This is a genomic window from Pseudomonas sp. FW300-N2F2 (assembly GCF_017351655.1).
Lineage (GTDB): Bacteria > Pseudomonadota > Gammaproteobacteria > Pseudomonadales > Pseudomonadaceae > Aquipseudomonas > Aquipseudomonas fluorescens_AA.
This window is the reverse complement of record NZ_JACNDQ010000001.1, coordinates 2,388,037-2,411,969: the sequence shown is the minus strand read 5'-3', so window position 1 is coordinate 2,411,969 and position 23,933 is coordinate 2,388,037. Positions and strand designations below refer to the sequence as shown.

The 23,933-nt window shown below is 63.6% G+C and carries 4 protein-coding genes; all 4 read right to left on the bottom strand.

All coding sequences use genetic code 11. The features are described 5' to 3' along the window. Positions 1-5 precede the first annotated feature (5 nt). The 4 genes from J4E63_RS10585 to J4E63_RS10570 are packed head-to-tail and all read right to left on the bottom strand — an operon-like array spanning position 6 to position 23,921. A complete protein-coding gene (locus J4E63_RS10585) occupies positions 6-1,649 on the bottom strand; it encodes a cyclic peptide export ABC transporter (RefSeq protein WP_207281904.1) in 1,644 nt (547 codons plus the stop codon). Next, a complete protein-coding gene (locus J4E63_RS10580) occupies positions 1,646-5,434 on the bottom strand; it encodes a non-ribosomal peptide synthetase (protein ID WP_207281903.1) in 3,789 nt (1,262 codons plus the stop codon). The genes J4E63_RS10585 and J4E63_RS10580 overlap by 4 nt, the downstream gene beginning before the upstream one ends. Continuing rightward, on the bottom strand, positions 5,431-14,448 hold the full coding sequence (locus tag J4E63_RS10575) for a non-ribosomal peptide synthetase (protein ID WP_207281902.1): 9,018 nt from the start codon (positions 14,446-14,448) through the stop codon (positions 5,431-5,433). The genes J4E63_RS10580 and J4E63_RS10575 overlap by 4 nt, the downstream gene beginning before the upstream one ends. A gap of 11 nt (positions 14,449-14,459) precedes the next feature. Further along, entirely contained in the window at positions 14,460-23,921 is a 9,462-nt protein-coding gene (locus tag J4E63_RS10570; RefSeq protein WP_207281901.1) for a non-ribosomal peptide synthetase, read from the bottom strand. Positions 23,922-23,933: the final 12 nt, after the last annotated feature.

The window sequence follows — 23,933 nt, the reverse complement described above, 5'->3', positions numbered from 1 at the left end:
CAACGCTATTTCACCAGTTGAAACGGGTTTTCCGCCGTTCGGTCATAGTCCACGAGATGGCCGTAGTCGAGGCGATAGACCCGGTCGGCGACATCGAAATAACGGTCATCATGGGTGATTGCAATCACTGTCTTGCCGGCTGCCTTCAGCTCGGGTAGGAGCTCGTTGTAGAACACATGACGGAACACCGGATCCTGATCTGCGGCCCATTCGTCCAACAGGAACACTTCCCGGCCTTCCATCATGAGCAACAACAGCGCCAGGCGCTTGCGCTGGCCCTGGGACAGCGCCGTGGTCGACAGGCGCCCGGCCGCGAATTCGACTTTATGAGCCAGCCCCAGGCGGTCGAGATAGTGATCCACCCGCGCCTCGAGTCCTTCATGGTTGCCAGCCTCGCCCAGCACATCGGCGAACAGGTAGAAGTCGGCAAAAATGGCGGCGAAATGCTCGCGATGCCACTCACTGGTGCTGGCATCGAGTTCCACGCCATTGAGCGAAACCTGCCCGGAAGTTGGCACGTAGAGCCCTGTCAGCAGCTTGGCCAGGGTCGATTTACCGCTGCCATTGCCACCGACAATGAAAATCAACTCACCGCGACGAATCGACAGATCGATCGGCCCCAGCTCGAACGCGAACTCGTCACTCTGCCCCGGATAGCGATAGCGCACGTTTGACAGGCGCAACTCGCCGAAAGGTTGTGCCGCTTGCGCAGGCGTCGTGAACTGCACCGTCTCACCCAGCGCCAGGGCATCGATGGCTTGCAAGGCGACATGGCCGCGAATGACCGCGGGAATGGCGTCGAGGATCATCGAGATCGGCGTGCGCAGAAACATGATCGCCAGCACGTAGCCCACCACCACCTGTTGGCTGAGCAACCCTAGCCCCTGGCCGAGAAAGAACAGCGTGCCAATGAGCACGAACACCAGCAGTGTCGTCCAGTTCAGGTTCACCGCCCACAAAGTGTCGGCCCGTACCGACGCGTCCAATGAGGCCCGCGCGATGGGTTCGAGCCTGCGTTCATAGAGCAAGTGGCGGCGTTCCCGGCTCAGGCCCAACTCGCAACGGCCCTGGATGGCGGCCTCGAATTGTTCGGTCAGTTGATCATCCTGCCGTCGTACGGCCTGCATCAGGGTCTTGACCTTGCGCCCGAGCAACACATCAAGCCCCACCCCAAGGGCGATCACCCCGAGGGTCAGAAAGAAGAACGGCAGGCTCAGCCAGGCCATATAGGCCAGCCCGGCCAACAACAGCAGACCGTTGTACAAGGAGATCGGCAGCTGCTTGAACGCCGTGGCGACGGTGGTCACGTCCTTGGTCAGCGCGTTGTAGATACGCGGGCTGCCCAACCGCTCGATGCGTTCCAGTGCAGTGCCCAATACCTTGCCCACCAGCCGCAGGCGCAGTTGATAGACCAGGCGATGGCCGATCTGCACCAGCAACCATTGCGAGATGACACCGCTGATGAACAACAGGATCAGCAAACCACCGAACAGCACCAAGCCCCGGCCGATATCATCGAGACCGTGTTCCAGGCTGCGGTTGATGTAGCCGATCAGGCCGATGCTGGTGGCGGCACTCAAGGCGCTGCTCAGGATCGCCAGCAGAATGCGCCAGCGAGCGTCATGCAGCAGTTCTTTCAATAGGATCATGAGACCGACACCACCTTGGCAGAGGTTTCCAACAGTAAAGGCAACAGGTTTTCGACCAAGCGCGGCTCCCCGAGTATCTCGTGATGGCCCACGTCCAGCGTCCACTGGTGAACAGTCTGCCGGGTATGGGCTTGCCACTGGGCGCGCAAATCGGCATGGGCATTGCCGCGCCAGAGCCACAGCGGGACATCGACGGTGGGCAAGGCATATTCGTACAGACGCAGCTTGATTGCCCGATACTGCGCCAATAGTGCGAGCAAATCAGCATCGGCGGCTTCCCATTGCAGATGCGCACGCACCTGGGCATCGTCGAGCAACCGGGCAACCCCCTCGGCGTAGTCAAGACCGGCCAGCAGCCCCGTCAAGCGCTCGCGCAGTGACTCGCCCATGGGCTGGGCGTGGCTGCGGCAATAGAAAGCGAAATCGGCAATCAACTGGCCCGCCTCATCCCCCTCCCCGACCAAACTGCGCTGTGCATCGTGGTCGAGTACCACAAGCCCTTCGACGGTAAAGCCGTTGGCTTGCAGATGGGGTATCAGCGCCAACGCCAGGCGCGACGCCAGGCTCCAGCCCAGCAGCACCAACGGACGCTGTTTCAACTGGACGGGGATGCTTGCCACGTATTGTTGCAGCAACGCGTCCATGTCGCCTTCATCCCAGCCATTTTCCAGGGCGGCCAGGCCAAAGACAGCGACTTTGCCACTTAGATTGTCTACCAGCGGCTGATACGCCTGCAGGTGCCCTTGCGCGCCGTGCACCAGCAGCAAGGCCGGCGACTGTTCATCAGCGTCATGCAAGACTTTCCAAGGGCCACCGCCGTCGTCGTTGCCCAGGCCGTGGACCAGATCACGCACGGTATGCCGTTCGAACAGCAGGTTGGTAGGCAATTCGAGTGACAGGCGCTCGCGAATCAGCGATACCACTTTGATCGCCGCCAGCGAGTGCCCGCCAACGTTGAAGAAGTGGTCGGTCACCCCCAGGTCGTCAACGCCAAGCACCTCGCACCAGATGGCCAAGATGGCAGTTTCCAGCTCGCCGACAGGTGCCACGCGAGTGCTTTGCAAGCGTTGCCGGGCACGTTCGAGCAGGCTCTTGCGATCCAGCTTGCCATTGCTGTTGAGTGGCAGCGTCTTGAGCGCAAGGACAGCGCTGGGCAGCATGTAGTCCGGTAGCTGGCGAGCCAGGGCGGCACACAGCTGTTCGGTGGTCTGCCCCCCGGTCTCGTCCCTGACCACGAAAGCCAGCAAGCGTGCATGATCGCCTTCGCCGTCCAGCAGGACAGCGGCCTGCAATACGCCTGGCTGGGCCAACAACGCTTGCTCGACTTCTGCCAGCTCCAGGCGAAACCCGCGGATTTTTACCTGCTGATCATTGCGTCCAAGAATGCGCAGTGCGCCATCGGCCTGGCGCAAGGCGAGATCACCGGTGCGATACAAGCGGCTGCCGCTGAGCGGATCGACACCAAAGGCACTGCCTCCGGCACCGCCCACATAGCCGCGCCCGACACTGGCGCCGCTGATGCAAAGCTCCCCGGCCTGGCCAAGTGGGACCGGTCGTTGCTGGTCATCGAGCAAGTGAATGCGGTTATCGCCCAAGACCTGATTCAAGGCACTGCCACTCACGCCCTGGTCGATATCGATCGCCCGCCACAACACCCCTACGGTGGTCTCCGTCGGACCGTAATGGTTGTACAGGCGACAGGTGGGTTTGGCTTGGGCCAAACGGTTCAGCAGAGGCTCACTGATCGGCTCGCCGCCCAGCACCAGGACCCGGCGCGGAAGCACCGCCTGGGTCGCGTGTTCGCCCATCAGCGCTTCGAGGTGCGAAGGAACGATCTTGAGCACGTCCAACGGGTAGCGCTGAAGCGCTTCGGCGAACGCCCGGGCATCCGTCACGGTGGACTGCTCCAGCACATGCACGCAGCCGCCCTGCAACCAGGCAGGAAACAGCACGGTATTGCCAAGATCCGCCAGCAGCGAGGACACCAGGCCATAGTGCCCGGCCTCGGGCAACTGGAGCGCGCGAGTCACCTGCGTGACGTAGTGGCGCAATTGACCTTGTTCGATCTGCACACCTTTAGGCTTGCCGCTGGTACCAGAGGTATAGAGTACATAGGCCAAGTCTTGCGCCGTGCCCTGCACCGGCGAATCGAACACCGGCCCGGTGCATGCCTGCGACCAGCACAGCGTGCTCACCGAGGTATCGGGCGATAGCCCCTCTGCGTGCAGCAACAGCGCAGGTCGAGCATCATCGATGATGCCGGCCAGACGCAGGGGGGGTTGTTGAGGATCCAAGGGCAGATAGGCAGCACCGACCTTGAAGCAGGCCAGCATCGCGATCAACATCTGCGCCCCACGCGGCAGATACAGGCCGACCACTTGCTCACGGCCGACACCGGCCTGACGCAGGCTGCCGGCAACCCGATCGCTCAGGGCATCGAGTTCGGCGTAAGAGAATATTTGCTCCCCATAGCGCAGCGCTGGCCGGTCCGGTTGTGTCCGGGCGTGTTCGCGCACGGTGGCGACGATATCGAGATCCGACACCTGGGCGGGACGGGTCGGCAACGCCGACAGTTCTTCGGGCAAATGGGCATCGACGCCATGGATGAGAGCGTTGGGCGACTGCACCAATTGTTCAAGCCAATGGGCGAAGCGCTTGAGCAACACCTGCACCTGGGCTTCACGGTACAGGCCACAATCGTAGGCCAGTGCCAGCTCTGCGCTGCCCTGGGCATCGAGCGTCAGCTGCAATTGCAGCTCGACCGGCGTATCGAAGGACAGGACCTGCAAGCCATGCAGCGACGGTGCATGCACAACACGCAGCCCGGTCTGGAAACTGGCGCGCCAGTCTGGCAACAGCTGGGCCTGGCCGACATATTCTTGCCAGGCCACGGCGTTTTCCAGTTGCCGGGCCAATGGCCGCGCCAGGTTGATCAAGGTGCTGTGCTCGGACAACTGCACCATCATCGGCAGGGTCTGCTCGAACAGCCCGAAGGCGCCCGATAGCTCCTCGTAGTCATCACGAGGATCGTGCTGCAAACCCAACTGGCCGTGCTGCTGCCCATTGAGCCTGCCCAGCAATGCCCCCCAGGCAGCCAGGACCAGTGGCTCGACAGCCACACCTTCGCGCTCGGCCAGGGCCGTCAAGGCCGCCGGCAGTGTCTGCGCCAGCGCCAGCCGGACAACGGCATGGCTGCCGCTGGCGATGCCATAGCGTTCGATCAGGCGCATGCCCGGCACTTCCTGCAGGGCTTGGTTGCGCCAGAACTGCGCGCCCTGCTCGGCATCTTCGTCCAGTTGCAGGCCATTGATCCATTCGACGTATTCGCCGTACTGCATAGGGTCGGCGTCCAAGGACGCGGCGCGCCCCAGCAACTGCTCCTGCAACTGGATCAGGCTGCGCGGGTCCAGCGAATACACCGGGACCGCCAAGAGCAGCCAATCGTCGAGCAGCCAGGCCAATATATCGGGTTGTTCGGCCAGGCAACGCTGCTGGGCATCACGTAGCCATGTTTGCTCATCGTGCCCGTCACCCGAGCGCCCCTGACGCCAGTTCAGGCGCAGGTCGCCAGGTTCGACAACCCGTTGGCGCAGGCCGGTGGCGCCGACCGGACGCTGGTAGCGCAGGCGCAACGCTTGATGCTGCTGCAAGCCGTCACGCAGGCGCTGCTCGACGAGGCCTTCGGGTACGCCCGCCAGCTGCATGCGAACCCAGCGCCAGGCGTGCGGATTGGCCTGGGCCAGTTGTTTTTGCTGGGGTGAAAGCGTGAGTCCAAGGTCCATCATGGTTTCAACTCTGCCTGTGTCTCTTCGGTCTGCGCCGGCGCAGCCATCACTTGGTCACGACCATAGATTTCCCCCATGGCCACGACGATTTTGCGCTCGCCTTCGAACGGGTCCCGGGCGTGTGCCGCCATCATGTTATCGAGCATGACCACATCCCCCTGTTGCCAGTCGAAACGCACGGCACAACGGTCGTAGGCCGTGTTGATGGCCTCGATGGCCTCGGGCTCGAGTTCGGAACCGTCACCGTAGAACACCTGCCTGGGCATCGAGGCTTCACCGTCGCGTAGAAACTGCTCGCGCACATCGGCATCGAGAAAGGCCGGGTGATACAGCTGAATCTGATTGAAGAAGCTCTCCTCTCCCGTCAACGGGTGCAGGATGACTGCGGGACACACCTGCCGGGTGTGCAGATCGTTGGCGCCGCGCCACTGGAACTCGATATTGCTCTCACGGCAGATCCGTTCGACGTCGGCACGCTCCTGGGTCTGGAAGAAATGCTGCCAACTGACGTCCAGGCTGGCGCTGAAATTACGCACGTACATCAGTTGTTTGCGTCGCAGGTTCGCTTGCAGCCAGGCCGGCAGTTCACGGTAGACCTGGCGGCTGTCGACAATCGGGGTCGCGCCACCGGACGTGGCGGGCGTCTGGCAGTAGAACCATTGCCGGCGCGGCCAGCGATGCTGATGAGCACTCTCGTTGTGAAACAGGATCATCCGGTCCTTGGGATAGGGCGTGGACTTGTAGATGTTCTTGCCACCCTCCTCCTTCGGCAGGTCACCGTACTGACCATACAACTGAGGACACAAGGCCTGGCAAAAAGCTTCGAAAGCCGCCGGCGTCGGCAGATCAAAGCCACGGAAGACAATGCCACCGTGTTCGAGCAGCCAGTTTTCGACCTTTTCACGGTTGGCTTCAGCCCAGATGGCCGGCGCCAGCTCGCGGTCACGCAGTTGAATCGACAAGGGGAACTTCGAGCCTTCGCGCAGCGGTCGGGCTTCGAAGGGCTCGCGGGTAACAGGCGACCCGCTCTGGCGCATCTTGCCCAATTTGCTCATTTTGCGTTGCAGCGGATTGTCCGTGGACATTGCGGCAGCTTCTCCTGGAGTCAGAATCAAGGTATCGATTGGGTTGTCTGGCGCACCGAGGGCCAGGTCCAGCAGCGATTGGAAGGCATCACGCAAGCGTTCAACCGTGCCCTGGCGAAACAGGCTGGTGCGATACACCCAGCGCAGGCTGATCCCATCGCCGTCTTCGCTGGCGAACAGGGCCATGTCGAACTTGGAATGGTGCTGCTCGCCCGTCAGTGGCTCGACCTGCAAGTGGCCAAGTTGGCGTTGTTGCCGCGGCGTGTTATCGAGCACGAACAACGTTTGCAACAGCGGATGAACATTTGCCACCCGTGGCAGCTCCAGGCATTCGACGACACGTTCGAACGGCGTGTCCTGCCAGGCGAACGCTTGCAGGCAAACCTCCCGGACCTGCTGCGCTTGCTCACGGAAACTCAACTCCGGTTGCAGGCGGATGCGCAAGGCCAGCAGATTGACGAAGAAGCCGATCAGAGACTCCGTGGCAGGATGCTCGCGGTTGGCCACATCCGTGCCGATGACCAGGTCACGTCCTTGGGTTTCGCGCTGCAGCACGGCCGCATAACAGGTCAGCAGCACCATGAACGGCGACGTTGCGCTGTCTTGCGCGAACGCCTTCAACCGGCCAACCGTGGCCGCCGGCAATTGAAAGTCCAAGGCCGCCCCGGCGCCGTTGTCACGCTCCGGACGTGGGAAATCGAACGGCAGTGGCACTTGCGCGGGAATGCCGGCCAGGGCCTGTCGCCAGAAATCCAGGCCTTCACGCTGACGCCGCTGTACCGCCGCAGAACCTTGCCATACCGCGTAGTCGACGTATTGGATCGCCAGTTCGTCTTGTGGCGGCAGAACACCCGCGCTGTAGGCCTCGTAACCTTGGATCAGCTCATCGACCAGCACAGCGCCGGACCAACCGTCGGAGGCAATGTGGTGCATGACCAGTTGCAGCACATGGTCCTGCTCACCGAGGCGGTACAGGACCGCCCGCAGCGGTGCCTCGCCGCCGAGGTCGAACGGTCGCAGCGCAATGTCGCGGGCATCGGCCGGCCACTGCGTCGCGCTCGATGCAATCACTTGCAACGCCACCGACAGGTGTTCGTGAATCCGCTGGTACAACTCGCCGCCGCGCTGGTGATACGTGGTGCGCAAGATGGCATGGCGTTCCACCAGCCGATGCAACGAGCGCTCCAGGGCGTGGCTGTCCAGCTGGCCGCGCAAGCGTACGTTGCTGCTCATGTTGAAGCTGCTGTCAGCCAGATCCAACTGTTGCATCAACCAGACCCGCTGCTGCGCCGAGGACAAGGGTTGATCGATCTGTCGGTCGACCTGAGGAATCTGCAACGAAGCCAGGTCCAGATGAGGCCCAAGGCCTTCGATGCGCTGCGCCAGCTCTGCCAGCACGGGCGTTTCGAACAACCAGCGCAACGGCACTTCAAGGCCTTGTTCGCGCAAGCGCGCACGCACCTGGGCCGCCATCAGCGAATGTCCGCCCAATTGGAAAAAATGCCCGTCGGCAGGGATCTGCGGCCGGTTCAACACCGCCGCCCAGACCTCGGCCAGCTGTGTCTCGCTGGCCGTCAGCGCACGCTGGACGACACCCGCACCGCCGACGTCCAACTGCACCTGTGGCAGTTGTTTGCGATCCACTTTGCCATTGGTATTGAGTGGCAGTTGTTCCAGCGCCTGCAAATGCGTCGGCAACATGTAGGCCGGCAAACGCGCCTGCAAGTAGTGGCGGATCGTGGCTTCGTCAGGCGCGTTGTCGGGACTGGCGACCCAGAAGGCGGCCAGGTGCTCGCCTTGCACGGTCACGACCGCCTGCAACAGCTCGGGGTGGCTGAGCAGCACGGCCTCGATCTCCCCCAGTTCGATGCGATAACCGCGCAATTTGATCTGATCATCGGTGCGACCGAGGTAATACAGCTGCCCATCGGGCTGCCAACGCGCCAGATCACCGGTGCGGTACAACCGCCCGCCTTCGCGGCTGAACGGATCGGCAATGAAGCGTTCGGCGGTCAACCCCGGCTGCCCGGCATAACCGCGGGCCAGGCCGTCACCGGCGATATAAAGCTCACCCACACAACCGGGAGGCACTTCGCACAGGTGCTCATCAAGGACGTGGCAACGGGTGTTGAGCAGCGGCCGGCCAATCGGTGCGACGGGCGATTGCAGGGCATCGATCGGCGTCTGGGTGGACCACACCGTGGTTTCTGTCGGGCCGTAGACATTGACCAGGTGCGCCACGCATTGCCTGAGTTCGGTCGCCATCTCCGCCGCCAGCGCCTCACCACCGGCCAGGGCCACACGCCCGGCCAGTACCTGGCGATCACCTTGCAACAGCATCGCCCAGGTGGCCGGCGTGGCCTGGATCAGATCCACGGCCTGGTGCTGGATCAGGCGCGCGAGCAACACGGGGTCCTGTCGTTCTTCATCGTCGGCCAGTACCACCGTGCCACCGCGTACCAACGGCAGGCACAGTTCCAGGCCGCAAATGTCGAAGGTCACGGTGGTCAGGGCCAGATAGCGCTGCACGTGTTCCAATGGCAGCGCCTCTTCCATGGCCAGCAGGAAGTTGGCGAAACTGCCGCGACTGATCTGCACGCCCTTGGGCTGCCCGGTCGACCCCGAGGTGTAGAGCGTGTAAGCCAACTGCTCAAGCGTCGTCGGCAAGGCCGGGGCTTGAGCGGAACACTGCGCCAACGGCAGGTCCGTCCACAAACAGCTACGCAGGTGCCCGGGAAAATCTGCGGACAGCGTATCGCAGAGCAGCAATTGCGGCCGCGCCCGGGTGAGAATCTGCGCCTGGCGTGCCGGTGGATGAGCCGGGTCGAGCGGCAGGTAGCCGGCACCGGCTTTCTGGATCCCCAACAGGCACACCAGCAGCCGTTCGTCTCGAGGCAGGCAGAAGGCAATCGTCGATTCCTGGCCGATGCCCTGCGCCAGCAACCAGTGGGCCAGGCGGTTGGCTTGGGCATCCAGTTCGGCGTAGCTCAAGCGGCGATCGGCGCAGCACACCGCGATACGATCAGGATGAACGGCGGCCTGTACTTCGAAGCGCGTGACGAAATCCGCTTCGCCACTCAAAAGCGATGACGTGCCCGCCGTGGCCAGGCTGGCGACTGAGCCCAGGGGCACTTCCAGCAAGCGCTGCTGAAGGTCGAGGCTGGCCAGGCTGGCGAGCAATCCCTGGTAATCCTCCGCCAGTCGTTGGCTGGTGCCAGGGCGCAACAACGCGGTGGCGTACTCGACGATCAAACCGGTGCGGGCATCGGCCCCACGGCCTTGGCTGAACACATTGAACGTCAGGTCGAACTTGGCACTCACCACGCCATCCGGCAACGCCAGTGACTCCACGGCGATGCCGGGCAGGCTGAGGCTGCGCGCATCGCGGTGGTCAGCCTGATAGTTGAACATCGCCTGAAACACCGGCGTGCGGTCCAGGCTACGCTCGACATCCAGCATGTCCAACAATTGCTCGAACGGCAGCGCCTGATGGGCCAGGTCACCGGCCAATCGCCCGTTCAGGTCGTGGATAAAGGATTGCAGGCTTTGCCGGCCATCGATCTGTACCCGATGCGCCAGCGTGTTGACGAACAAGCCGACCAATGCCTGGCTCTCGGCCGATTCGCGCCCCGCCACTGGCAAGCCAATGGCAAAGTCCTTGCGTCCGCCATGACGCCAGAGCAGCAGTTGATAGGCGGCGAAATACAGCACGAAGGGCGTGACCCCCAATGCCCTGGCCCGAGTATCGATAGCCGCGCTCAACGAGCCGGGCAAAACAAACTCAGTGCGAGCACCGGCGTACGCCTGCAGTGCCGGACGCGCGCAGTGGTCCGACAACTCCAGCGGCTCGTTGCTCAGGCCTTGCAAGCGTTGTTGCCAATACGCCAGCAACTGGCTGCCCTGCGCGCCTTCCAGATCGCGCCGCTGAGCTTCGATCAGCGGCAGCAACCCGGTGGTCGCGGGCGCGGCCTGGTCCTGGTAGATCAGCGCAAAATCCTCAACCAACAAGCCCATGGACCAGCCGTCCACGGCAATATGGTGCACATTGAACAGCAAGCGATGGTCACCCGGCGCCACACAAAACAAATCGATTGCCAGCAACGGTCCCTGGACCAGGTCGAAAACGCGCTGGGCGGCAGTGGCGATGGCCGCGGCCTGCTGCGACTCATCCAGGTCCTGGAGGTCATGCACATTGAAGATTGCAGCGCAAGTCTCATCCAGGCGCTGCCAGACTTGCCCTTGCTCTTCAAAGAACCGGCAGCGCAAGGCGTCATGGCGCGCGACCAGGGTCTGGCAAGTGCGTTGCAGCCGAGGCACATCCAAGTCACCGCGCAAGGCCAGCAATTGCGTCACGTTGTAGGCCGTTGCAGTCGGATCGAGCTGTTGCATGAACCACACCCGTTGCTGGGCGTGGGACAGTGCACGCGGCGACGCCAAGGCTTCGGTTGCCAACGGTGGTGCGACCGGTGCCACCGAGGAAGTCAGTACCCCGGCCAGTCGCCGGGCGGTGGGGTTTTCCAGCAGTTGCCGGGGCATCAGGCGCAGTTCGGCCTGACGCAGACGCGCGATCAATTGCAGGCTGAGGATCGAATCCCCGCCCTCGGCAAAGAAGTCAGCGTCCGGCCCCAGGCCGGGCTGCCCAAGCAATTCGCGAAAGGCCGTGAGGACGGTCAGCAACACCGGGTCCAACCGCCCATCGATGCACAGGGCCATGGCCGCCAGGGTGGGATGTTGCAGGACATCGCGCGGTTGTAGCTTGAGCCCTTCGCGCGAAGCCAGGCCGATCAATTGCAGGCTCAGAATCGAATCGCCGCCGAGGGCAAAGAAATCATCTTCGCGCCCGACCTGGGTGCAGCCGAGGATCTGGCACCACAACTGCGCCAGGCGCTGTTCCGTGGCGCCACTGGGTGGCCGAACGGAGACAGCGGACGACGCGTGCTCAGCCGGTTCGGGCAATGCACGTCGATCCAGCTTGCCATTGGCCGTCAGCGGCAACGCGTCCAGCACCGACCAATGGCTGGGCACCATGTGCTCCGGCAATTGGCGCCTGGCCTCGGCTTGCAGGCTCGCCAAAACTTCGGCCGCCAATGACGGACTGAGGTACGCCACCAGTTGCGTGCGCCCCTTCACTTCACAGGCCAGTACCACCCCTTCGCGCACCTGAGGCTGAGCATTGAGCCAGGCGCTGACTTCGCCCGGTTCAACGCGGAAACCACGGATCTTGACCTGGTCGTCCTGGCGCCCCAGGAACACCAGCCGCCCCTGGCGATCCAGGCGAACCCTGTCACCGCTGCGATAAAAGCGTTGCCCTTGGGCCGTGGAACCGAAAGCCTGGGCGGTCAACTCCGGTTGACCGAGATAGCCCTGGGCAACCTGAGGGCCACCGATCAGCAACTCACCGGCGACACCCAGCGGCACGCAGACATCGTTGCCGTCGACGATGCGCAGCTGGCAGTCCGATAAAGGCTGGCCCAAGGGCAGATACAGACCCGAGTCCAGCGAGTCCAGCGCAGGGATTTCGCCACAAATCACCCCCACCGTGGTTTCCGAAGGCCCGTAGTGGTTGAAGATGCGCAGTTGCGGCGCCAATTCGCGCACCCGTGCGAACAAGGTGGGGTCGAAACCCTCACCGCCCAGGATCAACAGATCCCTGGGCAAGACCCGTCGGGCATCGTCCAGGGCCAACAGACCGCGCAAGTGCGAAGGCGCGATCTTCAGGCAATCCACGGGATGTTCGTCAAGAAAGTCAGCCCAACCGGGCGGATCGAAGGTCAACGACGCGGGCGGCAGGATCAGCGGATCGCCGGCGCTCAGCGCAGCGAACACGCACGTCAGCCCCAGGTCCGCGGCCACGGTCGCCAACGTCGCCCAGCGGCTGCCCGGCTTCGCTTGCAGGCGTTGACCCACCGCGCTCGCGTAATGCGCCAGGTTGCCGTGAGTGACCAGGACGCCTTTGGGCTGGCCGGTAGAACCCGAGGTGTAAATGAGGTAGGCCGGCAGGTGTGGCTGGCTGAGGCTCTCACCCGGCCCCTCGGTGGCCACGGCGGACAAGTCGGCGGCGCTGAGCACCAGGCGCGCCATGTGGACGCCGGTTTCAGGGGCATCGGCCAATGTCACCCACAGGCTCGCGCCACTGTCCTGCAAGAGCTGCGCAAGTCGCTGTGGCGGCTGCGCCGGGTCGAGAAACAGACAGACCGCTCCACGCCGCCAACACGCCAGCGTCGCCAGCAGTTGTTCCGCGCAACGCGGCATGCACAGCGCAACCACCTGCCCCGGCCCAACGCCCTGCCCGGCCAATCGCGAAGCCAACGCGCGGCTTGCGGCACCGAGGCTGGCATAGTCGACGCTTCCCTCGACGCTGCACAAGGCCGCAGCGGTCGGCGTATGCGCGGCCCAATGAAGCACCTGCTGGTCCAATGGCAAGGGAGTCGCGCCCAACGCGGGACCCCACACCTCGCTCGGCGGCGAAGCCAGCGGAAGCTCGGCCAGACGGCACTGGGGATGACTCGACGCCTCTTGGAGAATCGCCAGCAAGTCGTCCAGCATCTGCTCGACCGTTGCCGCATCGAACACTTCATCGCTGTATTCCATCTCACAACGCAGGCCCGAATCAGCGCTACGCATCAGGCGCAGCGTGAGGTCGAAACGTGCATGACGCTGCGGCGGATCAAGGACTTCAACCGCGACACCCGGCAATGTCAGGGTGCGGCTCTCGGGCAAGTCCACCTGGACGAACATGACTTGGAACAGCGGACTAGACCGTGGGCGCTCGAGGTTTTCGAGCACCTTTTCAAACGGCAGTAACTGATGATCGAAGGCGGCGGCGACAGTGTCACGGGTGCGCAGCAGCGCGGTGGCGAAGTCCGGGTTGTCGTGCAAGCGCTGACGGATCACCAGGGTATTGAGCAGCGGGCCGATCAACGGCACCAGCTCTGGACGATCGCGTTGAGCGGCCGAAGTGCCCAGGCACAGGTCGGTCTCGCCGCTGTAGCGCGACAGCAGGCAACTGAAAGCCGCCAGGCCGTAAATGTACAGCGTCACCCCATGGTTACGAATAGCCGCCTCGACCGCTGTCGCCAGTTGCGGCGACAGCGTCCGGGCAAGCACCGCGCCGCTGTGGCGGCGTTGAGCTGGCGCCGGACGTGGGCGGTCCAGGGGCAATGCCAGCGGCGCTGGCGCATCGGCCAGCTGTGCGCACCAGAAATCGATGTGCTGTCGGCAGCTTTCGCTGTCCAGCCATTCCTGTTCCCAAGCGGCATAGTCGGCGTATTGGATGCTCAGTTCGGGTTGCCGGGCAGGCTCATCCACTGCCAGCGCCCGGTAAGCCTCGGCCAGTTCTAGGGTCAGTTGTTGAGCCGACCAGGCATCGTAGGCCACATGGTGAATGGTGAAGAACAACCAGGTCGATTGCTCCTGCGCATCGCTGAACGCTTGCCAGCGCCAAGGCGCCGACTGGCTGAGGTCAAAGGGTTCGGCCAGTTGCCGGGCGTACTCATCGGCGCACCACTGCTCATATTCGCAAGCCGCCAGGGCCAGCGGTTCGACGCTGGGCCGTGGTACTTGTTGCGCCTCGCAATGAGACTGCAACTGTCCTTGCGCGTCGGTCGTGTAACGGGTACGCAATATCTGGTGACGGTCAGTCAACTGTTGCATGGCCTGCTGCAAACGTTCGCCATCGAGGCGGCCGTCGAAACGCAGTACCGAGCACAGGTTGTAAAGAGCACGACTGCTCAGGGCCTCCGCCGACAGGAAACGCCGCTGCGCCTGGGCCAACGGCAAGCGCCCATCTTCGGCGAGCATGGCGGGAACGATCGGCAGGCGCCAGCTATCGATGCCTTTCTCGGCCAGGCGCTGGCGAAAGATCTTTTTCTTGTCCGCGGGCAAGGAAGCCAGCCGCTGCGCAATCTCCAGGAAAGCTTGTTGCGTCATCGCACTCATCCTTACTCTTCCATCTCTAATAACAGGCGCTGCATTTCGTCCAGGGCCTGGTCGGTCGTAGGCCCTTGGGGTTTCTCGATCTGCTCGGCGAGACCGGCAATCGTCGGGTTGTGGAACAGGCTGCGCAGCTCGATCCTGATCCCGAAACGACTCTCGACCTGGGTCATCAAGCGCATCGCCAACAAGGAATGCCCGCCCAGTTCGAAGAAGCTGTTGAATACCCCCACTTGCGGCAATTCGAGCAGGTCCTGCCAGATTTCGGCCAGTTGCTGCTCCAGCTCGGTGCGCGGCGCCACTCCCTGTACCGTGACTGGCTGCGGCGCCGGCAATGCCTTGCGGTCGATCTTGCCGTTGGCATTGAGGGCCAGGCGCTGCTGCGTGATGAAACCCGCCGGAATCATATAGCCTGGCAACAGGCCTTCCAGGTACCGACGCAGTTCTGCCTGGTCAACGGGGCTCGGTGCTTGCAGCCAGGCGAACAGGCTTTGGCTGCGCGGCTCGATCATCACCACCGCTTCCTCCACACCCGGGTAACGACGCAACAGCGATTCGATCTCGCCGGGCTCGATGCGGAACCCGCGCACCTTGACCTGGAAATCGCTGCGACCGACATAGGCCAGTCGACCGTCATCGCGCCGGCGCACCAGGTCGCCGGTGCGATACATGCGGCTGCCAGGCTCGCTGGCATAGGGGTCGGGCAGGTAGACCGCTGCCGTGATCGCCGCGGCATGCTGATAACCACGGGTCACCCCGGCGCCGGCGATATACAGTTCACCGGTGGTGCCCAGCGGAACCGGACGCAGCCTTTCATCGAGCACATAGCAGCGGGTATTGAGCAGTGGCGAGCCGATGTCGGCCACACCGGACGGCACCTCTTGCAGCGCCTGGGTGGTCGACCAGACGGTGGTTTCGGTCGGGCCATAGGCGTTGATCAACACCACGCCCCGGCTGCGCAGCTCGGTCACCAGCTCAGCGGGAACCGCCTCACCACCGATCAGCCCGCGCACCGGCGGCCAGTCGGCCTGGGCGGTTTCCAACAGGATCTGCCAGCCGGCGGGAGTCGCCTGGAACACGGTCGCGCGGCGCAGCAAGGCAAACAGTTGGTAACCATCGACGACCTGCTCGCGACGGGCCAGCAGTATGGCCGCGCCATTGACCAGAGGCAGGAACAGCTCCGGCTTGCACATATCGAACGCGTAAGTGGTGCTGGCCAGCCAGACATCCGCGGCGCCAAGGGGCAATTGCCGATCGAGACCGGCCAACAGGTTGCTCAGGTTCTCCCGTGTGACCTGCACGCCTTTCGGGGTACCGGTCGAGCCCGAGGTGTAGATCACATAGGCGCGTTGCGCGGGGTGGACCGCCTGCACCGGGTTGTCGGGACTGCACGCCTCCAGCGACAACTGATCGAGCCAGAGGGTGTCGACGCTGCCCAACACATCGCCACACAGGCTTTCGCTGAGCACCAGGGCCGGACGTGCATGCTCGATGATGAAGCGCAGGCGATCCGCCGGGTGTTGTGGGTCCAGCGGCAGGTACGCCGCACCGGCTTTGTGAATGGCCAGCAGGGTTGGCAGCAACCATGGGCCTCGCGTCAGGCACACCGCAACCAGGTCATCCGTGCCGACGCCGCGTGTACGCAACCAATGGGCCAGGCGATTAGTGAGAGCGTTGAGCTGGGCATAGCTCAGTTGCTGATCCTGACAGTCGAGCGCCAACGCCTGGGGCGTCAGCGCCACTTGACGTTCGAAACGGGCAATCAGGTCCGCTTCGCGGGGCAAGGCCTCGGCCGTCTGGTTCCATGGGCGCAGGGCCAGGGCATGATCGGTATTGGCCAGGTCGATGTCCCAGAGGCGCGCCTGGGCATTTTCCAGCATGCCTTCGAGCAGGTGCAGGTATTCGTCTGCATAGCGTTGGGCCGTCCGGGCCAGGAACAGGTCGGTGTTGTATTCCAGCACGCATTGCCAATCATCACCGTATTGCTCGATGTGCAAGCCGATGTCCACCAGAGCGCTGTCGCTTTCCACATCCAGCCGCTGCGCCGACAAGCCGGCGAAACGCTCCTCGCCCTTCGCGGTATCGCGCTGGATCAGGTTGAACAACGCCTGGAACAGCGGGGTGTGGCTGAGGTCGCGGCGCACGTTCAAGGCCTCGACCAAGCGTTCGAACGGCACGTCCGCATGCTGCTGGGCAGCCAGGTGAGTGGCTTGCAGTTGCTGCCAGAACTGTTCGACCGGCTGCTGGGCATCGATGTGGCTGCGCAACACTTGGGTGGTCGCGAAGTAGCCGATCAGGTGATCGGTGTGGGCCTGGTGGCGATGGGCGACTGGCAGGCCGATCCAGATTTCACGTTGGCCCGAGTGCCTGGCCAGGAGCATTTTCCAAGCGGCCAGCAACGGCGCGAACGCGGTCAGCCCATGGTGTTGCGCAGTCTCGCGCAGACGCCTGACTAACGGTGCCGGCAGGCTGAAGCGCAGGCGCTGGCCGTTATAACCTTGCTCGGCGGGCCGTGGCTTGTCGGTCGGCAGGTTCAGCACCGGCGGCTCCCCTTCCAGGGTCTGCCGCCAGTATTCAAGCTGCGATTCGATACGCGCCTGTCCGGCCGGGCTTTGCCAACTGGCTGCGATGTCCGAGAACTGCAGCGGCAGTGACGGCAGGCAAAGGCTGCGCTCTTCCAGCAGGGCCTGGTAGATCAGCTGCAGCTCGTCGAAGAAAACTTCCAGCGAACGGGCATCGGCAATGATGTGGTGCAAGGTGACCTGCAGCACGCTCAGGTTCTGGCCCTGATACACACGAACCCGCCACAGCGGTGGCGCCGTCAGGTCAAAGGGACGTTGTGCTTCCTGGCTCAATTTCAGCGCGAAGACTGGCGAATGTTCGTCTGTTTCCAGCGCCTCGAAGCTCAACGGCACGGTCGAGTGTGCTTCGACAGACTGCCGCGCCCCATCGGCCGTGTCGCTGAACACCGTCCGCAGACTGTGCTGGCGGCTGCTCAGCTGGGTCAGCGCCTGCTCCAGCAACGCCGGTTGCAGGTGACCTTCCAGACGCAAGGCCAGGGACAAGTGATAAGCCTGGGTATCCCCCTGCAAGCGATCGAGGAACCACAAGCGCTGCTGGGTGAAATGCAGCGGTGCCAGGGGTTCCTTGAAAGGACGCAGGATGCCCTCGGCTTCAACGTCCTTGGCCGCCACCTGCGCCGCAAAATCGCGCAGGACTGGCTGCTCGAACAGCGTGCGCAATGGCAGGCGCCGGCCATGCTGCTCGGCAATGCGTGCCACCAGACGCGCCGCCAGCAACGAATGACCGCCCAGGGCGAAGAAGTTGTCGTGCGCACCGATGTCGGTGCATCCCAGCAGTTCCTCCCAGAGCCTGGCCACCTCCTGCTCCCATTCGCTCGACAACGTGCCGCGCTGGCCGTCGCGTTGTTGCGGCGCCGGCAATGCCTTGCGGTCGACCTTGCCGCTCGGGCTTAGCGGCAGGGTGTCCAGGCGAACGAACTGGCTCGGCAACATGTAGTCCGGCAATTGCGCGCCGAGTGCCTTGCGCAGCACTGTTTCATCCAGCGCATCGCCGGCGTAGTAACCCACCAGGCTCGCTGTTTCACCGCTGCCCAGCAGCACGACAGCCGCTTCGCGGACCCCGGGAATACGGGCCAGCAGCGCTTCGATTTCACCCAGTTCGATCCGGAAACCGCGCAGCTTGACCTGGAAGTCCAGACGTCCCAGGTAGTCCAGACTGCCATGGCTGTTGCGTCGGACCCGGTCGCCGGTGCGGTACATGCGCGCACCGGGCACGAACGGATCCGGCAGGAAAGCCGCCGCGGTCAGGCGTGCCGCGGCGAAGTAGCCCCGACCGAGGTTGGCCCCGGCCAGGTACAGTTCACCGGGCACCCCTGCGGCCACCGGCTGCAAATCGGCATCGAGGACATAGGCGGCGGTATTGGCCACCGGATGCCCGATCGGCACCTCCACGCCCGCCTCGCCGCCGCTGCGCACTTCAAAGGTGCTGTAGACCGTCGCTTCTGTCGGCCCGTAACCGTTGATGACCCTGGCGCCCCGGCCCTCCATGGCTTCGGCCAGTGCACACGGCAAGGCCTCTCCGCCGGACACGGCGCGCACGCCCTGCCAGCTGCGCGAGGTATGCGCCACCAGCATCCGCCAGGTCGCCGGCGTGGCCTGCATGATTGTCGGTTGCCCGGCCATCAACAGCTGATCGATCGCTTGCGGATCACGCGCCTGTTCGCGATCGGCCAGCAGGATGCTGGCGCCCTGTGCCAACGGCAGCAGCAATTCGACAATGGCAATATCAAAGGTCGCGGTGGTCAAGGCCAGGACCCGGTCCCGGGCCGTCATTGGCAAGACCTGCTCCACCGCCAGCATCAGGTTCATCAGGTTGCCACGGCTGATTGCCACACCCTTGGGCTGGCCGGTGGAACCTGAGGTATACAACACGTAAGCGAGCTGGTCCGCCGTCGATACCGGTGCCTTGTAGCGGTCGGTCGCGCTCGCGGTATCGATGTCCAGCAACGCCACGCCACTGTTCCACTGCGCCAACACCGCCAGGCTCGTGGCAGTTCCCAGGCACAGCTTGGGTTGCGCCGCTTCAAGGATGTAACGGCCACGTTCCGGCGGTGTGTCTTCGGCCAATGGCACGTAGGCCGCACCGGCCTTGAGAATCGCCAGCATCGCCATGGGCAGGCGGGCGTCGCGGGGCAAGCTGAGGGCCACTCGGTTCTCGATGCCAACGCCATGGGCCTGCAGGGTTGCCGCCAGTTGTTCGGCAGCCCTATCCAGCTGGGCGTAGCTCAGGCGCTCATCACCAGCCAGTACGGCCAGCGCTTCGGGTTGACGGGCTACCTGAAGCGCAAAGGCCTGGAGAATATCCTGATGGCCCGTGACACCAGGGCCCTCGATGCGGGCCGGGGAGGTTTCGGTGGATTGCCACGCCAGCTCACCCAAGGCTCGCCCCGGCTGCTCCAGCAGCGCATCGAGCAAGGCCAGGTACTGCTCGGCCATCGCTTGGGCGGTCGATTCGCGGAACAGGTCGCTGCTGTATTGAAGGCTCAGGCTGATGCCATGTTCGCTGTCACGCACGTCCAGATGCAGGTCACACAAGGCGCTGTCCGGACGGTTGTCCAACGGCTCGGCGATCACATCGGTCAATTCGAAACGCTCCAGGGCATTGCCCGGGAAATAGTTGAACATGGCCTGGAACAGCGGGTTGTAGCTCACCTGCCGAACCACGCCGAGCTGCTCGATCAAGTAGTCGAACGGCAAGTCCTGATGGGATTGAACCGACACGGACAACGCTTGCAGCTCACTCATCAGTTGCAGCAGGCTGCGTTCACCCGACAGTTTCTTGCGATACACCAGCGTGTTGACGAAGCAACCGACCAGGGGTTGCAGCACCCCATGGTGCCGGTTGGCCACGGGGACGCCGACCAGAATGTCGTCTGCGCCGCCGCGACTGCGCAACAGCAGCTGGAACGCGGCCAGCATCGGGATGAAGTTGCTCCAGCCGTGGCGGGCACTGAAGGCGCGCAAGCGTGCCGCCAGGGCGTCGGGCAGGCGCCGTTCAACACGCCCACCGGCCTGGCTCGCCTGGGCAGGACGAGGGAAATCGGCCGCCAGTTCCAGCACCGGCAACTCGCCAGCCAACTGCTCGCGCCAGAAGGCCAGTTCCTGCTCGCACGCCTTGCTGTTCATCCATTGGTGTTGCCAGAGCGCGTAGTCGGCGTACTGCATCGACGGCGCCGGCAGCGCTGTCGACAGCCCCTGCCGCAGGTCGCGGTACTGCTTGCACACCGCATCGATGATCAACTGCAACGACCAGCCATCGGCAACGATGTGATGGCAGTTCAACGAAAGGACAAAAGCATCCGGTGCCAGGCGATAGAGTCTGGCGCGCAGCAACGGAGCCGTTTCCAGCACGAACGGTGTCATTGCATCCTGACGCAGCAAATCGTGCAGCGCCTCTTCGCTCGGCACATCGATCAACGGCAAATCGAGTTCGGTGCGGGCCAGGATCACCTGGCTCGGCCCTTGGGCTTCGTTGATGAAACCGGTGCGCAACACTTCATGCTGATCAACCACAGCCTGCAACGCAGCCTGCAGATCGGCGATGTGCAACTGGCCGGTCAAGCGAACGGCGCCCGCCAGGTTGTAGGCGGGGCTGTGGGGATCCAGTTGTTGCAGGAACCAAAGCCGTTGCTGGGCAAACGACAGCGGCAGCGTCTCAGGGCGCGGCAACAGCGTTGGCGCTGCCTTCACGGTGCCGGCCTGGTTCTCCAGCCAATCGGCCATGGCGGCGATGGTCGGGCGCTCGAACACCACGCGCAGCGGCACATCCTTGCCCGTGAGCTTGCCGATCAGGCCAATCAGTTGCGTGGCCAGCAGCGAGTGACCGCCCAGCTCGAAAAAGTTGTCCTCGACCCCCACCTGGCCGAGCCCCAGCACGCTTTGCCATGCCTCGACCATCTGGCCTTGCAGCGCGCTGCTTGGCGCAACGTAGCGGGCCTGGCTCTGGGCGGCGAAATCCGGTGCGGGCAAGGATTTGCGATCGATCTTGCCGTTGCCATTGAGGGGAAAACGCTCCAGGAACACAAATGCCCCCGGCGTCATGTAGGGCGGAAGGTTGCCCAGGACATGCTCGCGCAAGGCCTCGATGCTCGCTTGCGCATCCCCCACCACATAGGCCACCAGCACCTTGGAGCGTTGTTGGTCATCACGGGCGACGACCACCGCTTCCCGGACGCCGGGGTAACGGCTCAGGCAGGCTTCGATTTCGTCCAGTTCGATGCGGTGCCCGCGGATCTTGACCTGATGGTCGGTCCGGCCCACGTACTCAAGGTCACCATTGGGCAGGAAGCGCGCCAGGTCACCGGTGCGATAGAGACGGGAACCATCGTTGGCGATCGGGTCCGGCAGGAACACCGCCGCCGTGCGCGCCGGGTCTGCCATGTAGCCGCGGCCGACGCCGACACCGGCGACGAAAATCTCCCCCACCGCGCCAGCCGGTATGGGTTGCAGGTCGGCATTGAGCAGGTACAAGCGGTTGTTCAGCGTGGCGCGACCGATGGGCACGTTGATGCGCTGTTCCGGCAACCGTTCGAGCAATGGATGGAAGGCGACATCATCGGAGCATTCCGCTGGCCCGTAGGCGTTCATCAACGGGATGGCGGGATAGCGATCGAACCAGCGACGCGCCAAGGCCGGTGGCAGCGCCTCGCCGGTGGCCAGCACCCAGCGCAGGCGCGAACGTTCAAGCCCCGCGTCGAGCAGGCTCTGCATCAACGATGGCACGGCTTCGAGGATACTGATGCTGTGCCGCTCAATGGCCGACGCCAGCGCATCGGGATCCTGCACGATGCAATCGCCGAGGATCACGGTGCGCGCCCCCAGCACCAGGCCGGCGAGGGTCTGCCAGACGGAAATGTCGAAGCATTGCGGCGCGGTCTGGGCAATGACATCGCTCGCATCGAGCCCCAGCCCCGGCAGTTTGCCGAGGATGTTGTTGAGCATGCCGGCATGCGCCACCATGGCCCCTTTGGGGGTGCCGGTGGAACCGGAGGTGAAGATGCAATAGGCCAACGAACGGTCGTGAACCGGGAGGTTCAGGTCTTCATCGCTGTAACGGCTCAATACCGCAGGATCATAGAGTACGGACTTGGGACGCTGTTCGAGCAGATCCAGCGCCTCCAGCGCCAGCTCACCCTGCCCCGCACTGTGAACCAGCAACGGCGTTCGGCTCTGCCGCAGGACCTGGGCCAGCCGCTGAGGCGGGTTGCGCGGGTCAAGGGGTAACCAACCGGCACCGGCCTTGAGGGTGGCGACGATCATCACGACCAGGTCCAGGCCACGCTCGTCGAACACCGCGATCAAGTCGTCGGCGTTGACACCTTGCGCGCGCAGATGCCGGGCCAGACGGTTGGCGGCGCGGTTCAACTGATCGAAGGTCAGGCTGTTCTCGCCGTGCACCATGGCGATGCGCTCGGGCGTCTGGCGAACCTGTTGTTGCAATCGCTCGATGTACAAGGGTTGCAGCAGTTGTTCATCGGCTGCCAGGCCGCCACCGGCCCAGACCTGATGCTGGTGCGCGATTTCACGCTCGTCGAGCATCGCCAAGTGGTGCAACGGTGTCTCTGGATTGCTGTGCAGGGCGGCGCCGATGTTCAGCAGCAACGTGCGGAAGTGGCGCAACATCTGCTCGATTTCTTCGCGCAGGAACCAGTCGGTCTGGTAGGTCAATTGCAAATGCAGACGCTCACCCGGAACGATCACCACCGTGATGGGATAGTTGGTGTGGGTGCGGTTGGCCATGTCGCTGATCAGGTAGTCCAGTTGCCCCTGACGCAAGTCGGCGGTAATGGGCGCGTTCTCGAACACGAACAAACTCTGGAACAGGTCCTGGCGCTGCACTTCGCTCCAGCGCTGGATTTCGGCCAGGGACACACTTTCGTGCTCGCGCAGGCTCAGGTTCTCGGTCTGCAAGGCCTTCAGCCATGGGGCCAGCGCGTCATCCGGGCGCCAGGTCCAGCGCAGCGGCAGGCTGTTGATGAACAGACCGACGATGTTTTCCATGCCTTGCAGGTGAACCGGCCGACCGGCCACCGTAATACCGAACACCAGGTCGCGATCGCCGCTGTAACGCGCCAGCAGCAAGGCCCAGGCCCCCTGCACCAGGGTGTTCAAGGTGATGCCGTGTTGGGCTGCCGCGTTCTGCAGTGCCCGGGTATGCTCAAGCTCCAGATGTTCGACGCAGTCTTCAACGGGCTCCGCAGCCCCCTGGATCCGGCCGACATGACCGAAGCCAAACTCGTTGGGGGTGTCGAACCCCGCCAGGCGTTGTTGCCAGAACGCCTGGTGATCCTCCGGCTTCTGGGTTTCCAGCCAGCGAATGAAATCGCGATACGGGCGCGGCGCCGGCAGGTTCAGGCGCCGGCCTTCCTGGGCGGCCCGGTAGCCGTTGAGGAAGTCCATCATGATGATCGAAAAGCACCAGGCGTCCATCAGGATGTGGTGATAGCTGCGCACGAACTGGTAAGTGTCGGGCGCCAGCTTGTACAGCCTGACCCGCATCAGGGGCGCCTTGGTGAAGTCCAGTCCCTGGGCCCGTTCTTCACTGAGCAAGTGCTCCAGGCGTTCCTGTTGTTCGCCTTCGCCTAGATGCGACCAGTCTTCATAGGTAATCGGCAATTCGACCTGTTTGTGCACGACCTGCATCGGGCGCTTCTGCTGCTTCCAGACAAAGGAGGTGCGCAGCAGCTCATGGCGCTCCACCACCTGCGCCCAGGCCTGACGGAAAGCCGCCAGATCGAGATTCGGCATGACCATGACATGACGGTATTGCAACAGGTACATACCCTTGCCCGGGTGCAGCAGGCTGTGGAACAGCAGTCCCTGCTGCATGGGAGCCAGCGGATAAATCGCTTCGATGTTGCGCGAAAGTGCTTTGACCTTGTCGTTCATGCTGACGGTATC